Origin of the sequence: Roseateles noduli (assembly GCF_050626985.1) — a bacterium.
In the GTDB taxonomy this organism is placed as follows: domain Bacteria; phylum Pseudomonadota; class Gammaproteobacteria; order Burkholderiales; family Burkholderiaceae_C; genus Roseateles; species Roseateles noduli_A.
In genome coordinates this window covers 691,160-705,463 of record NZ_CP192463.1, presented here as the reverse complement: position 1 = coordinate 705,463, position 14,304 = coordinate 691,160, and the positions used below count along the sequence as shown (strand labels likewise).

Genomic DNA, 14,304 nt, shown 5'->3' with positions numbered 1-14,304 from the left:
CCACCGCGGATCGTCCGTGTGGCACGCGGCGCTCCGGCATCCCGTGGACACGTCGAATGTCTCCACCGTCCTGTCCCTGGTGCGGGCCTGGGACGGCGCCATCCGTGCGGGCCTGCTGCCGCCCGGGGCGCTGCGCGACGGGCTGCTCTCGCGAGCGCCCGACGGGGAACGAAGCGAACTCGCCCGCGCATCGGCCGCACGCCATTCCCACTGCCTCTGCGCCGTGTTCAGGGAACTGGGCCGGCTTCAACGCCGAGGCGTCCTGCCGGAAGCCGACCTGCGCCTGATCCTCGACACCACGCTGGATACCGGCGGGTTGGCGGAGGACGCGGCGGCGGAGCCTCTGGTCGGCCTCATCCCGCACCCGGCACTCATCAGGTCGATTGCGCAACGTCAGTTGGCGACCTTCGAACGATTGATGAACCAGTGCCTCCACGCCCGGGTCATCGATGGCGCGTCGGCCGCGCGGCTTCTTCTGGCGCGGCCCGACGGCCAGACCTCGCGATCGGTGCGGGCATCGCCTCCGCATGCTGCCGCCGCATGCCGCCGCCGCATGCCGCCACCGCATGGCACGACCGCATGCTGCCTCCGCACGGCAACTCCACGTGCCACGCGAACCTTGCCCTCACCGGGACGACTGAGGCCTGCCCTGCCTCGAGGACCTGCATGCTCCCCACCAGCACCACCGCGAGCCAGATCGCCGCAGCGATCGACGACGACACGACGATCCCTGCGCCCCTGGCGCTCGCGGGTTCTCCGGGCCCCGGCACCACGCCGCTTGCCGACGAAATCGCCAGCACCAGGAAGGCGCTCCTCGAGTCGATGGCACGCGAGCACCTCGCGCTCTGTCTCATGGTCAAGCGGTTTCCCGACCAGGTGGAGAGCCTGGACGAGCATGAGGCGGACTGCGTCGCCCGGCTGGTGGCGTATGCAACCTCCGCGCTCGCCGCGCTCCCTGGCAAGCCGCCGCCGTATCCGGCGTCATGGGACTGCTCCGCAGCGCACGACATGCGAGCCGCTCTTTTCCTTCATCGCGCGGCCCCGCAGGTGACGGAGGCCGCTGTCTGCCGGGCCTTGGCGCGCCGACTGCTGTGCGAGATCGGTGCCGCCGGTCCGGACGGTCTCCCCGCCGACGCAGGCCTGCTGAAAGCGCGAGCGGCCGGGCTGTCACGGAGGCTGGGGGTGCGGATCCCCGAAGCCTGCGTCCTTGCGACGGACGCCGTGACAGGAACAGTCGGCGCGCGCGGCGACACCACCCTGCTGGGCCAGACCTTGTGGCAGGCGGGACGTCCCGCCGACGCCGCGACGGAGGCAGCCCCGGTCGCCATGCGGCTGCCGGGGCCGTCATCACGGCAACTGCGCATCGACGCGCAGGAATGGGTCCGCATCGTCGGGCCCGACCGCCAGGAGGCATCGGTGCGCGCGGCCGATCTGGCGCTGATCGATCAGGCCGAGGGACGCCGCTCCCGACTGACGACCCGCGAGCGGGAACGGGTGGCGCTCACGGTCATCGACTCGGCGCAGCCCCTCGAACTGATGGCCTTTCCTGCCGGCTGGGTCGGCTCGTCCCGAGTCGCCGCCGCGTTGCTGCAACGGCTCGACGACGATGCGATGTCGCGCTGGATGGCGGGCCAGGCCCTGACGCAGCGGCCGGACGTGGCCGCGAGGATCGCCGCCGCCAGCGTCCTGGCCTGGCGTCATGGGCTGGTGGCGGGCAACGTCGACAGCCTGGGCCAAGCGACCGTCTGGAAGAGCCTGACGGAGAAGCCCAGGCAATGGCATGACGAACGATGCCTGACCTGGGCCAGTTGCCTCGGCGATGCCGGGCGGGTCCACGCGATCACCGCCGGCGTGCTGGGCGGCATCGGCAAGGGGATGACGGCGGACGAGGCCCTGTCCATCCTCTGGCGCACGGAGGACGTCCTGCCGCCATTGGCCAACGGTCACGGGCATCGATGCGCGGCGGCTTTCCTCGACGCGCTGGCGCCTGCGCTGCGGGACGGCCGGCTGTCGGCCGAACAGGTGACCCGGCTGCTCGGCGGCGGCACACCGACGCGGGCCGGCGTCGGCCTGGGGTCCGTGTTCATCGACGGTTACTGCGGCGAGGCCAGACAGTTCCTCGCCGCACTCCGGCAGTGCCAGGGTCCGGACGGGCTCAGCGCGGAGCAGCAAGGCAGGATCATCACGGGGACGGTCCATGGCCGGCCGCCGCCTCGCCTGTCCTTCACGCTCCAGACCGTCATGAAGGGCTCGCCCACGGACATCGCGGACTGGTACGCCGAAATCCTCGCCTTGTGGCGGACGCAGCGGATGCCCGACCAGGACGCCAGGCGCCTGATGCTCGGTCTCGACCGCGACGGATGGTCCGCGTGGCACGCCGCGTTGCGGCGCGAGCCGCGCGGGTCTGATGCCGCCGTGGTGCTCGCCCTGGTGGAGGCCTGGGCCGTCGCCATCCAGCAGAACCTGCTGCCGCGCGGCAGCCTGCGCGACGGATTGCTCTCGCAGTCGCCGCGCACGAGGCAATGCGAACTCGCCCGCGCGGCGGCGAATACCGACACCCGCCGGCTCTCGGAGCTGTTCCGTCGGCTGGGCGAGCTGAATCGCCTGGGCGTCCTGCCAGCCGCCGATCTTGTCGAGATCCTCGACGCGACGGTCGACGTCGATGGATTGACGCAGGCCGTCGCGGCGGAATATCCGCACCTGGACACCACGAGGCGCGCCGGCTGGCGCAGGATCGCCGCACAGCGCCAGCTGATGAGCTTCGAACGAGTGCTCAACGAGTGCCTCGAGGCCGAGGCCCTCGACAGCGCGTCGGCCGCCCGCCTGCTCCTGGCCCGGCCCGACGGCCGGACCTCGCGATCCGTTCGCGCGGCCGGGATGGCCGGCGGTCACAGCGACAGCCATGTGCGCCTGCTCGACGACGCCGAGCGCCGCGGCGACCTCTCCGCCACGCAGAAGGCCGACGCCTTGACCGCGGCCGGGCGCCTGGCCCTGGCGAACCCGGAACATGGCTCCCCGCCGGTGGCGGAAGGCGGCTGAAGGGACGACCGAGCAGCGACTGAACGGCGGCTGCCCCGTCCCATCGCCGCTTCACCCTGCGGCGCGACCTGTTCCGGCGACTTGGGCATGACAGTTGCCGCTCGATGCGCTAGGGTCGCCGATCCGGAGGCCACCCGGAGACGACCCGGAGCTCAGCATGGATCTCGATACCGTCTCATACGTTTTCCAGAGCCTGGACGGCACGTTCACGATCAAGCCGCGGCTGTCGCGGCGCTGGCGCGTGAAACACGACAGCATGCCGTGGGGGGATTCCTTTGCCTCGGCGGAGGAAGCCGCGAAGGCGCTGTCGGCGCGCTTCGCCGTGCCCGCCGACCTCAACGAGTGGACGGAGGTCGGTGACTTCCACACCGACGTCGGGGGCTTCAACCTCTGAATCCGCACATCCCTCGGCGCCCGTTTGACCAGGTACCGATGGCGCACATCGCGATGCACAGGGAACCCGTCGATCCTGGCGACAACTGAGGCTGTCCCTCGGATCGAAACGTCCAGACATGCCTGTGCATCACGCCTCTCCCGCCTTCTCCACCGCGCTGGTCTGCGCGGCCCCCTCGGCTTCGGCGCCCTCCCGTGTGGCTCAGACCGACTTCGAACGTCTGGCCGAGACGCTCTGCTCCGGCACGCTGACCCGCGATGACTTTCTGGAGGCCCTGCTGGCGCGCTCGCCCAACGGACAATCGTTCCTTGGCATGACAGCCACTCAAGCGGGAGGCCTCGATCGGCTCCTCGAAGGCTTCTCGCTTCTGGGTGACCTGTTTCATCGACAGCTGTTGGGCGAGGCTGACGTGGTGCGACTCCTCCAGGCCACGTTGGATCGTCCCGACGAGCAAGGGCAGCGGGCGATGTCGCACGCCCAGTTGGCGGACATGGCGGCTGACCAGTTGGGGGCCTTTGCGAGCCTGCTGAGCGTGTTGGTCCACGACTCAGTCATCAGCCACAAGACGGGCCGCCTGATGCTCTTCGGAGAAGGTCGCGAACAGACGCGCTTCCAGCAGACGAAAGCGCTGGCGGAACGATCGGAGTTCAGCTATCTCCATCTTCGGCTGGCCGGGCTGCCGCGTGAACTCCTGGCTCCCGCTCCTCGGCAAGAAGGCTCGTCGACGCGACGTCCGTGGATGAGTCGGGTGTCAGAGGCCTTTCATGGCCTCGTTCAACGTCGCTCCGACCAGACCCGTCCGCCGCCGATCGCGTGACAGCGTGAGCCTTCGGGCAGCCCGGCCAAGGTGGTGCCGGTGAACGCGCCGAACGCGGGCAGGATCATCAATCCCTCGGATTCGCAGAAACACGGCAGCCGGTGATGCTCGTGCGCCCGCCCGCGCAAGGTCATTGCCGGATGCAGATGCCCGGCGAGCACGTAGGCATCGGCCACGCGGCGCGGATGGTGGCAGGCGGCGAACGGTCCCATCGGATGCGGTTCGTCGACGATCTCGAAGCGCAGCGACGGCGGCGGATCGCCCGCGCGACTGTCGTGATTGCCGCGGATCAGCAGGCAGCTCACGTCCGCGTGTCGCTCGCGCCAGTGGTGCGCGGGATCGAGCACCAGCGGCTGCTGCGCCGCGGCCGCATGCAGGAAGTCGCCGAGCACGACGAGCCGCGCAGCGCCCAGGGCGTCGATCAGTGCGCTCAGGCGGTCGAGGTTGTCGCGCGTCGTCCCGGACGGCACCGGCTGGCCCATCGCGCGGAAGCTCGCGGCCTTGCCCAGGTGCACGTCGGCGACGAACACCGTGCGCGTCGCCGGCCACCACAGCGCGCGCCCGGGCAGCAGGTCGACGCGCTCGTCCGCCAACGTCACCGTGAGCGCGCCCGACCGCGGATCGGCGTCCGTCATCGTCTTCTCCTGCGGCCGGTATCGCGTCGTTTCGCAGGGGCCTCGCCACGCGTCTCCAACGCGAGCGACTCCCGCACCGCCTCGACGGCGAACTGCGGCGAATCCTTCTTCGCGAACACCGCCAGCGCGCGCTCCGCGGGCTCGCGCGCGGTCCCGACCGCGTCGCCGCCGGCGCTGCGTTCCAGCTCCGACACCATGCGCGCGATGCGGTCGCCGAGCGGCTCGTTGCTGAGCTTCTCGCGGAAGCGCTCCACCATCAGCGGAAACGCCAGCGGCGTCGGTCGCTTCAGCGCATGGATCTGGAGCGTCTGCCGGCCCATGCGCTCGAGCGCCGCGGCGAGCTGCCGCACATCCAGCTCCTGCGTCAGCAGCTCCCGCTCCGCCTGCGCCAGCAGACGGTTGCCTGGATCGTGCTGCTGGAACACCTCGAAGAACAGTGTCGCGGAGGCCTGCAGCTGCCGGTTGCTGCGGCGCTCGCCGGGATGGCTCTGGAAGATCAGGCCGGCGATGCGCGCGATCTCGCGGAAGCGCCGCCGCGCCAGCTCGGTGGCGTTCAGGCTCGCGAGCACCTCGCGCAGCAGCGTGTCGATCGGTGGCAGCGTCAGCAGCGACGGCAGCCGCTGCGCCCAGTCGATGGGCTTGGCGCTGAGCAGCTCGATGCCGTAATCGTTCAGCGCGATGGAGAAGGTGCCGGTCTCGGGCTGCGCCGCGCGCCACGCGATCAGGCCGGCCAGGCCCAGGTGCACCTGCCGGCCGGCGAAGGGATGGAGGAAGAGGTGCCAGCCCTCGCGCGACTTGAGCGTCTCCGCCACCAGCACGTCCGGACCGGGCACGCCGGACCAGCGGCGCTGGATGTCGATCAGCGGCCGCACGCACAACATCTCGGGCGAGTCGAAGCGGCCGGCGTCGGCCGCGGCCAGCTCGTCCAGCACCGCGTCGGCGAGCGTGCTCGACAGCGGCATGCGGCCGCCGTTCCAGCGCGGCAAGGCGGCGCGGCCCGAGGTGGCGCGGCGCACCAGCGCCGTCATCTGCTCGACGCGCACCAGCTCCAGCAGCCGGCCGCTGAACATGAACGCGTCGCCCGGCTTCAGGCGCGCGATGAAGCTCTCCTCGACGCTGCCCAGCTTGCCGCCGCTCAGGTACTGCACGCTGATCGACGCGTCGCTGACGATGGTGCCGATGTTGACGCGGTGGCGCCGGGCCAGCCGCGCGTCGGGCACGCGCCAGACCCCCTCCTCGTCGGGCAAGACGCGGTGGTAGTCCGGATACGCCGTCAGCGACGGCCCGCCCTGGCGGACGAAGTCCAGGCACCACTGCCAGTTCTCCGCGCCGAGGTCCTCGTAGGCGACCGTGCCGCGCACTTCCGCGAGCAGCTCCTCCGGCCGGAAGCCGCCGCCCAGCGCCACGGTGACCAGGTGCTGGACCAGCACGTCCAGCGGTTCGCGCGGACTGCGGCGGGCCTCGATCCGGCCGGCGCGGACGGCGTCGCGCGCGGCGGCGGCCTCGACCAGTTCCAGGCTGTGCGTCGGCACCAGCGTGATCCGCGACGGCCGGCCCGGCGCGTGGCCGGAACGCCCCGCGCGCTGCACCAGCCGGGCCACGCCCTTGGCCGAGCCGATCTGCAGCACGCGGTCCACCGGCAGGAAGTCCACGCCCAGGTCGAGGCTGGAGGTGCAGACGGCGGCCTTCACGCGGCCTTCCTTGAGGCCGAGCTCGACCCACTCCCGCACCTCGCGGTCCAGCGAGCCGTGGTGCAGCGCCAGCACGCCGGCCCAGTCGGGCCGCGCCTCCAGCAGCGCGCGGTACCAGCGCTCGGCCTGCGAGCGCATGTTGGTGAAGACCAGACAGCTCGCGCTGGCCTCGATCGCCTCGACCACCTGCGGCAGCATCCGCAAGCCCATGTGGCCCGCCCACGCGAAACGCTCGGCGGTCTCCGGCAGCAGGGTGTCGATGACCAGCGTCTTGTCGGTTTCGCCCTGCACCATCACGGCGTCCGTGGCGGCGTCCGCGCTGCCCTGCAGGGTCCGCATCGCTTCGTCGAGATTGCCCAGCGTCGCCGAGAGCCCCCAGATCATCAGCGTACTTCGCCGGCCGCTGGCCCTCACCCCTGCCCTCTCCCGCAAGCGGGAGAGGGAGTTCGCGGAACCGCCACCGGACTCGGAAGCGGCGCTTGAATGGCTCCCTCTCCCGCCTGCGGGAGAGGGCGGGGGTGAGGGCCAGCGGTCTCCGCAGTGCTCCTGCCTGAAGCGGCGCAGCCGCGCCAGCGCCAGCTGCGTCTGCACGCCGCGCTTGTTGCCCATCAGCTCATGCCATTCGTCGACGACGACCAGGCGCACCTGGCCGAGCTGGTCGCGCGCATCGGCCCGCGACAGCAGCAGCGACAGGCTCTCCGGCGTCGTCACGAGCACGGTCGGCAGACGCCGGTCCTGCGCGGCCCGCTGCGACGACGTCGTGTCGCCGCTGCGCAGCGCGGCGGTCCAGCCGGGACACAGGGCCGCCATCGGCGTCTCCAGCGCCCGCAGCGTGTCTGCGGCCAGCGCGCGCATCGGCGTGATCCAGAGCACCGTCAACGGTGGCGCGATCGACTTGCCGGCGTGCACGCGCGCCTGGGCGCCGACCTCGTCGCGCAAGGCCGCGAGCGCGCCCAGCCACACCGCCAGCGTCTTGCCGCTGCCGGTGCTCGAATGCAGCAGACCGCCACGGCCCAGCGCGATCTCCTCCCAGACGCGGCGCTGGAACGGGAACGAGGTCCACCCCTTCTCCGCGAGCCACGCGTCGATCGCCGCCACGCCCATCGTTGTCACGCCCATCGTTGTCACGCCGATCGCCGCCGTGCCCATCGCCGGTACGCCCATCGCCGGTACGCCCATCGCTGGTACACCCATCGCTGGTACACCCATCGCTGGTACGCCCATCGCTGGTACGCCGACAGCGTCCCTCCTTCGACTCCCTCTCCCGCTTGCGGGAGAGGGTGGGGGTGAGGGCCGGCGTCCGTGCCTGCCCGCCCCGTCGTCGTCGTCGCCGTCGCTCCCGCCGGTCACGCGCCCCCCTCCGGCAGCAAGGCCTGCAGGGTCTGCAAGGTGTCGGCCTCCTCGACCGGCTTGTCCTCGCGCCGGCGCAGCATGCGCGGGAACCGGACCGCAATGCCGCTCTTGTGGCGGCCGCTGCGCGCGATGCCTTCGAAGCCGAGCTCGAACACCATCGTCGGCGTGACGCTGCGCACCGGACCGAAGGTCTCGGTCGTCGTCTTGCGGATCACCGCGTCGACATCGCGGATCTCGGCATCCGTGAGCCCCGAATACGCCTTCGCGAACGGCACCAACTGTCGGGCCGGGTCGTCCGGCGGGCCGTTCCAGACGGCGAAGGTGTAGTCCGTGTAGAGGCTGGCCCGCCGCCCGTGGCCGCGCTGCGCGTAGATCAGCACCGCGTCGACCGACAGCGGATCGATCTTCCACTTCCACCAGACACCGACGTCCTTGGTCCGGCCGACGCCGTATCGCGCGTCCCGGCGCTTGAGCATCATCCCCTCGACGCCGAGCGCACGCGCCTGCTCGCGCTGACGGGCCAGGTCGTCCCAGTCCGCGCCGGCGATCAGCGGACTGGGCTCGAGCCCCGCCAGCGGGTGCGCGGCGACGAGGCGCTCCAGCCGCGCGCGCCGCTCGTGCTGCGGGCGGTCGCGCAGGTCCTCGCCGTCCTCCTCGAGCAGGTCGTAGACGCACAGCGCCACCGGCAGCTCGCCGAGCAGCTTCGCGCTCAAGGTCTTGCGGCCGATGCGCTTCTGCAATTCGGCGAACGGCATCGCGCGGCCGTCGCGCCAGACGAGGATCTCGCCGTCGAGCACGACGCCGTCGGGCAGCGCCTCGCCCATCGCGCGCAGCTCGGGAAAGCGGTCGGTGACGAGCTCCTCGCCGCGCGACCAGATCGCCACCTCGCCGCCGCGCTTCACCAGTTGTGCACGGATGCCGTCCCACTTCCACTCAATGAGCCACTCCGACGCCGGCCCGATCGCGGCGTCGAACTGCCCGACAGCCAGGTTGAACGGATGCGCGAGGAAGAACGGATACGGTTGCAGCCCGCGACCGGCGCCATCGGCGCCGTCGAGGTCCGCGGGCGCGATGAGCGCGGCATAGTCGGCGGCGGTCGGCGTCGCGCCGAGGTGGGTGTAGCCCATCAGCCGCTGCGCGACCAGCTTGGCGTCCAGCCCGCCGACGGCGGCCAGCGCCTGCGTCACCTGCAGCTTCGACACACCGACGCGGAACGCGCCGGTGATCAGCTTGAGGTGGACGAAGCGCTGATCGACCGCCAGCGCGGCCCACTGGCCCTGCAGCAGGACGGCGAGCGACTCCGGCGGCTGCCCGCGCAGCGGCAGCAGGTGCTCCGTCATCCAGACGGACAGCGGCCGCTCGACCACCTGCGCGGGCTCGGGCAGGAGCAGCGCGATCGTCTCGGCCAGATCGCCGACGGCCTCGTAGCTCTCGTCGAAGAGCCACTCGGGCAGCCCGGCCACCAGGCGCGCCTGCTCGCGCAGCAGCCTGGTCGGCACCAGCTGGCGCGGTTTGCCGCCGGCCAGGAAGTACACGGCCCACGCGGCGTCCTCTGGCGGCGCCAGGCGCAGGTAGGCCTGCAGCGCGGACTGCTTCGAGAGGCTGGACGTCGAGGCGTCCAGGTCGCGGTACAGCGCGGCAAAGGCTCTCATGCGGGCGATGCTAGCGAGCGCCGCGGTCCGGCGCTGTAGGACGCGGGCGCGTTCTCGATTGACAAGCGCCGGTCCGCCCTCCAACACTGGGCCGGCTCCCACGCGGCGCAGGCACTCGGCGACGCATCGCCAAGGCAGTCCGGAGCAGCCCGGGCCCGCCCGGAAGAATTCAACCGGTCCGAGGGAGATCGTGATGGCGCAACCGCCGCGGGGCAAGAAGTCGCAGGGCTGGCGGGGAGCGCTGGTGGACCGGCCGCGCCTGGCGTGGCTCCTCATCGGCGCCGCGACGGCGGCGGCGGCCTGGATCGCGCAGTTCGGCTACGCGGCCTGGGTCGGATACGAGACGCGGCGGGAACTGGACCGGTCCGCGCGCGGGCAGGCCTTCCTGCTGAACCGCGTGACGATCACCGGCCCCGGGTCGGGGGCGCTCCTCATGCTCGGACGCCTCGACGACGAGCTCAAGCACGCCGCCCGCCTCGAGCGCGTCGAGCCCCCTCCCGCCGAACCGCTTGCCCGCCGAACGCTCAGCGTCCTGGCCCAGAGCCCGGAAACCGAAGTGGCCTTCGTGGCGAACCGTCGCGGGCTCGTCGTCGAGAGCTGGAGCAATCCGGGGCAGGAATCGCCGCTCGGGCAGGACGTCGCCCTCAGCCCCTACTTCCGGCGCGCGATGACCGGCGAGATCGCGGTGAGTGCCGGCATCAGCGCGTCGAGCAGCCGGCGCGCGTTCTTCACGGCCGCGCCCATCTGGCCGGAGGAAGGCGGCCCCGGATCCGTCGCCGCGGTCAAGCCGCCGGACCGGCCGATCGGGGTCGTCGCCCGGCGCTTCTTCCTGGACGAGGTGGACCGCTTCCTGGCCGACCCGCAGTTCGATCAAGGGCGGTCGGTCTCGCCCGACGCCAGGTACGCCGGCGGCCTGCTGATCTCCCCCGACGGCGTGGTGCTGGCGGCCAGCGAAGCCGGCTGGCGCCTGACGGTCGTCGGCCCCTTCGACACGGCACGCGCCGCGGCGCTGACCGCCAGCCGCCAGTACGGCAACGCCTTTCTCGACCCGGCGCGGGCGCGCCGCCTGTCCTTCGATCCGGAGCAGCCGACGATCGAGGTCGGCCGTCGCCGCCTGCTGACGGGCCGCGCCGACGTGGACTGGAGCGATCCGCGCGGCCCGTGGCGGCTGGTGCTGCTGAAGGACGAGGCCCTGGTCGCCCCGATGGGCGAGCGGCTCGCCGCGGCCGGCGTCATGGCGCTGCTCTGCGGGGCGCTGCTGATCGCGCTGCAGCGCGCGACCGCCCACGGCGTGGCCACGCGCCGCGCGAAGGAAGCCGCCGAAGAGGCCACGCGCGCCAAGTCCGACTTCCTGGCCAACATGAGCCACGAGATCCGCACGCCGATGAACGCCATCCTGGGCATGTCCGAGCTGGCCCTGCGCACCGGGCTCGATCCGCGCCAGCGCAACTACATCGAGAAGGTGCACCGCTCGGCCGAGCACCTGCTCGGCCTGCTCAACGACATCCTGGACTTCAGCCGCATCGAGGCGGGCAAGCTCCAGCTGGAGTCGGTCCCCTTCCGGCTCGACGACGTGCTGAGCCACCTCGTCGACCTGATCGCCCTGCGCATCGAGGACAAGGGCCTGGCCCTGCGGCTGAGCGTCGCGCCCGACCTGCCGCCGCGGCTGCTCGGCGATCCGCTGCGGCTCGGGCAGGTGCTCGTCAACCTGGGCAACAACGCGGTCAAGTTCACCGACCAGGGCGAGGTCGTCGTGGCCGTGGAGCGCGCGGACCAGACGCCGGATCGCGCGGCGTCGGACGGCACGACGCGCAATGGCATGACGCGCGACGGCACGACGCACGATGGTCCGACGCACGACGGCAAGATCACGCTGCGCTTCGTCGTCCGCGATTCCGGCATCGGCATGAACGCGGCCACCTTGTCCCGGCTGTTCAGCAGCTTCAGCCAGGCCGACTCCTCGACCACCCGGCGCTACGGCGGCAGCGGCCTGGGACTGGCGATCTGCCGCCAGCTGGTGGAGCTGATGGGCGGTCGCATCGAGATCGAATCGGCGCCCGGCCTGGGGACGATCGTCCGCTTCACGGCCCGGTTCGGCGTCGTCGCGGCCACGGAGACGGCGCCGGTCACGCCCTTGCCGGGCCGCCGCCGCGCCCCGGGCGAGGCGATGCGTCGCCTGGCCGGCGCACGGGTGCTGGTGGTGGAGGACAACGAACTGAACCAGGAACTCGCGGCCGAGCTGCTGCGGGACGTCGGCGCGACGGTCACGCTGGCGGACCACGGCGCCCAGGCGCTGGCCTTGCTGGAGATGGCGCCGCAGGGATTCGACGCGGTGCTGATGGACTGCCAGATGCCGGAGCTGGACGGCTACGAGACCACGCGGCGGCTGCGCGCCGATCCGCGCTGGCGGACGTTGCCCGTGATCGCCCTGACCGCCCACGCGATGGCCGGCGACAGCGATCGCATCCTGGCCGCGGGCATGGACGCGCACCTGGCCAAGCCGCTGGACATCGAGCTGCTGTATGCGACCCTGGCCCGCTGGATCGCGATGTCCCGCGGCGAGACGCCGCCGGTGGCGGACAACGGCGCGCCGGTGGCGGCGGGCGACGGCGGCGACCGACGCGACGACCCGGCGACCGCCGAGGACGGCGACGCCGGCCTGTCCTCGCAGGACCTGCGCCTGATGCGCGCCGGCCTGGCGGGCGCGGACGGGCGGATGCCGCTGTACCGTCGGCTGATCGCCACCTTCCTGCGCACGCGTGACGACATCGACGCGCAGCTGGTGGCCGTGCATGAGGGCGGCGACGCGCGGGCGACCGCGATGCTGGCGCATGCGCTGCGGGGAGCCGCCGGCGCCGTCGGCGCGCACGAGGTGGCGGAAGCGGCGGCACGGCTGGAGCGCGCCTGCGACGAGGGCCTCCCGACGCAGGACCGGTCGGTGCTGCTGTCGCGGCTGCGGGAACTGCTGGGCGACCTGCTGCCGGCGCTGCGACGCCTCCAGGCCTGGTCCGATGCCCGGTTCGACGTCGGCTCCGGTGACGCCGCCGCCCATGACGCCGCCCATGGCGTCGCTGTCGGCGCCGCTGTCGGCACTGCGGGCGACGCGGCCAGGCCTGATGTCGCCAAGCTTGACGCCGCGGATCGGGAGCGACTCCTGCGCCTGCTCGACGACGACGATGGCGCCGCCGTCGAGCAGGCCGAGCGGATGCGCGGCGCACTCGAGCGTCGGACGGCACTGGACGACGATCAGCGCGCGCAGCGGGCCGCGCTGCTGGACGCGCTCGACGCCGTGCAGCGCTTCGATTTCAGCGACGCCCGCGAGCGCCTGCGGAACGGGACGCGGACCGGTTGAGCCTCACGGACGCGGACCGGTTCGAGTGAGCCTCGCCGACCCCCGACCCGGATTGGCGCGCGGGAGCCGACGTCCGCGGCTCGGCGCCAGCGTTTCTACGGAGGCAGCTCCGGCGCCTCTCACGCCGGCTGATCCGGCGCCTCTTTCGGCGGCAGATCCGGTGCCTCGCTCGGAGGCGGCTCGGGCGTCGCGGCGACGGTCGTGTCGGCATCGCCGCCCGCTTCCTCGTCGCCGTACTCGGTCGCGAAACCCTGCGCCCGCAGGCCCTGCTCGCCCAGCCAGCGCACCATCGTCGCGACGCTGCCGTGCGTGACGAAGACGCGCTCCGCGCCGGTGCCGCGGATGGCCGCCATCAAGCCCGGCCAGTCGGCATGGTCGGACATCACGAAGCCGCGGTCGACGCCGCGCCGCCGCCGCGTGCCGCGCAGCTGCATCCAGCCGCTGGCGAACGCGTCCGCGAGGTCCGGCCCGAAGCGCTTCAGCCACGGCGAACTCGCGGCCGACGGCGGCGCGATGACCAGCGCGCGCGACAGCGCGGCCTTGTCCAGCGCCGGATCGCCGGCATGCCGGGTGGGCGGCAGGCTGACGCCGGCCGCGCGGTAGACGGCGTTCAGCGGCTCGACGGCGCCGTGCGCCACGATCGGGCCGATGGATGCGTCCACGCCGTGCAGCAGCCGCTGCGCCTTGCCCAGCGCATAGGCATAGAGCACCGAGGCGCGACCCGCCTCGGCGTTGCGGCGCCACCAGGCGTCGATCTCGGCGAACAGCGCCGGCTGCGACGGCCAGCGGTAGATCGGCAGGCCGAAGGTCGATTCGGTGATGAAGGTGTCGCAGCGCACCGGCTCGAACGGCGCGCAGGTGCCGTCGGCCTCGAGCTTGTAGTCGCCCGACGCGACCCAGACACGTCCCCCGTGTTCGAGCCGCACCTGCGCCGACCCCAGCACGTGACCGGCCGGATGCAGCGACACGCGCACCCCGTGATGCACGATCGCCTCGCCGTAGTCGAGCGTCTGCAGCGTGATGTCCTCGCCGAGCCGGCGCCGCAGGATCGCGGCGCTGTCGCGATGCGCCAGGTAGTGCGCATGGCCCATGCGGGCGTGGTCGCTGTGGCCGTGGGTGATGACGGCGCGGTCGACCGGCCGCCACGGGTCGATGTAGAAGTCGCCGGGCGGGCAATACAGTCCCTCGGGCCGCGCGACGACGAGGTCGCCGGCCGCCATCCCGCCAGCGTCCATGCCTGCCGTCCCCCGGGCGTTCGCGATGTCCATGTCGACCGATGCTAGCCACGGCGCGACGCCCTCCGTGTAGGACGAGCCCGCGTCCGGCGCCGGGCATCCGGCATCCGGCATCGCAATCGCCATCGGCATCCAG

General features: G+C 72.3%; 8 protein-coding genes. 4 read left to right on the top strand and 4 right to left on the bottom strand.

Features of this window, described 5'->3' with window-relative positions:
• Positions 1-666: 666 nt before the first annotated feature.
• From ACQ4L4_RS03130 to ACQ4L4_RS03120, 3 genes are all read left to right on the top strand, one after another.
• Positions 667-3,039: a hypothetical protein gene (locus tag ACQ4L4_RS03130; protein WP_431102733.1), complete on the top strand. Its 2,373-nt coding sequence runs from the start codon at positions 667-669 to the stop codon at positions 3,037-3,039.
• Between the two features lie 157 nt (positions 3,040-3,196).
• Positions 3,197-3,433: a hypothetical protein gene (locus ACQ4L4_RS03125; protein WP_377155808.1), complete on the top strand. Its 237-nt coding sequence runs from the start codon at positions 3,197-3,199 to the stop codon at positions 3,431-3,433.
• A gap of 118 nt (positions 3,434-3,551) precedes the next feature.
• Complete coding sequence (locus ACQ4L4_RS03120) at positions 3,552-4,250, top strand: hypothetical protein (RefSeq protein WP_431102732.1); 699 nt, start codon at positions 3,552-3,554, stop codon at positions 4,248-4,250.
• Here ACQ4L4_RS03120 and pdeM read toward each other — a convergent pair.
• The 3 genes from pdeM to ACQ4L4_RS03105 form a co-directional block, all read right to left on the bottom strand.
• Positions 4,208-4,885: a ligase-associated DNA damage response endonuclease PdeM gene (gene pdeM / locus ACQ4L4_RS03115; protein ID WP_431102731.1), complete on the bottom strand. Its 678-nt coding sequence runs from the start codon at positions 4,883-4,885 to the stop codon at positions 4,208-4,210. The two genes, ACQ4L4_RS03120 and pdeM, sit on opposite strands and share 43 nt — an antisense overlap.
• Positions 4,882-7,695 (bottom strand): DEAD/DEAH box helicase, encoded by a 2,814-nt coding sequence (locus tag ACQ4L4_RS03110; protein ID WP_431104857.1) that lies wholly within the window; start codon positions 7,693-7,695, stop codon positions 4,882-4,884. Before ACQ4L4_RS03110 ends, pdeM begins: the two co-directional genes overlap by 4 nt.
• Before the next feature lie 227 nt (positions 7,696-7,922).
• Positions 7,923-9,581 (bottom strand): ATP-dependent DNA ligase, encoded by a 1,659-nt coding sequence (locus tag ACQ4L4_RS03105; RefSeq protein WP_431102730.1) that lies wholly within the window; start codon positions 9,579-9,581, stop codon positions 7,923-7,925.
• A 193-nt stretch (positions 9,582-9,774) separates the two neighbouring features.
• Between ACQ4L4_RS03105 and ACQ4L4_RS03100 the strand changes: the two genes are divergently transcribed.
• Positions 9,775-12,933, top strand: a complete 3,159-nt coding sequence (locus ACQ4L4_RS03100) for a response regulator (protein WP_431102729.1) — start codon at positions 9,775-9,777, stop codon at positions 12,931-12,933.
• 119 nt (positions 12,934-13,052) lie between these two features.
• Here the strand turns inward: ACQ4L4_RS03100 and ACQ4L4_RS03095 are convergent, their stop codons facing one another.
• The gene (locus tag ACQ4L4_RS03095) at positions 13,053-14,153 is read right to left on the bottom strand and encodes a ligase-associated DNA damage response exonuclease (protein ID WP_431104856.1); all 1,101 of its coding nucleotides are present in this window, start codon (positions 14,151-14,153) and stop codon (positions 13,053-13,055) included.
• Positions 14,154-14,304 lie beyond the last annotated feature (151 nt).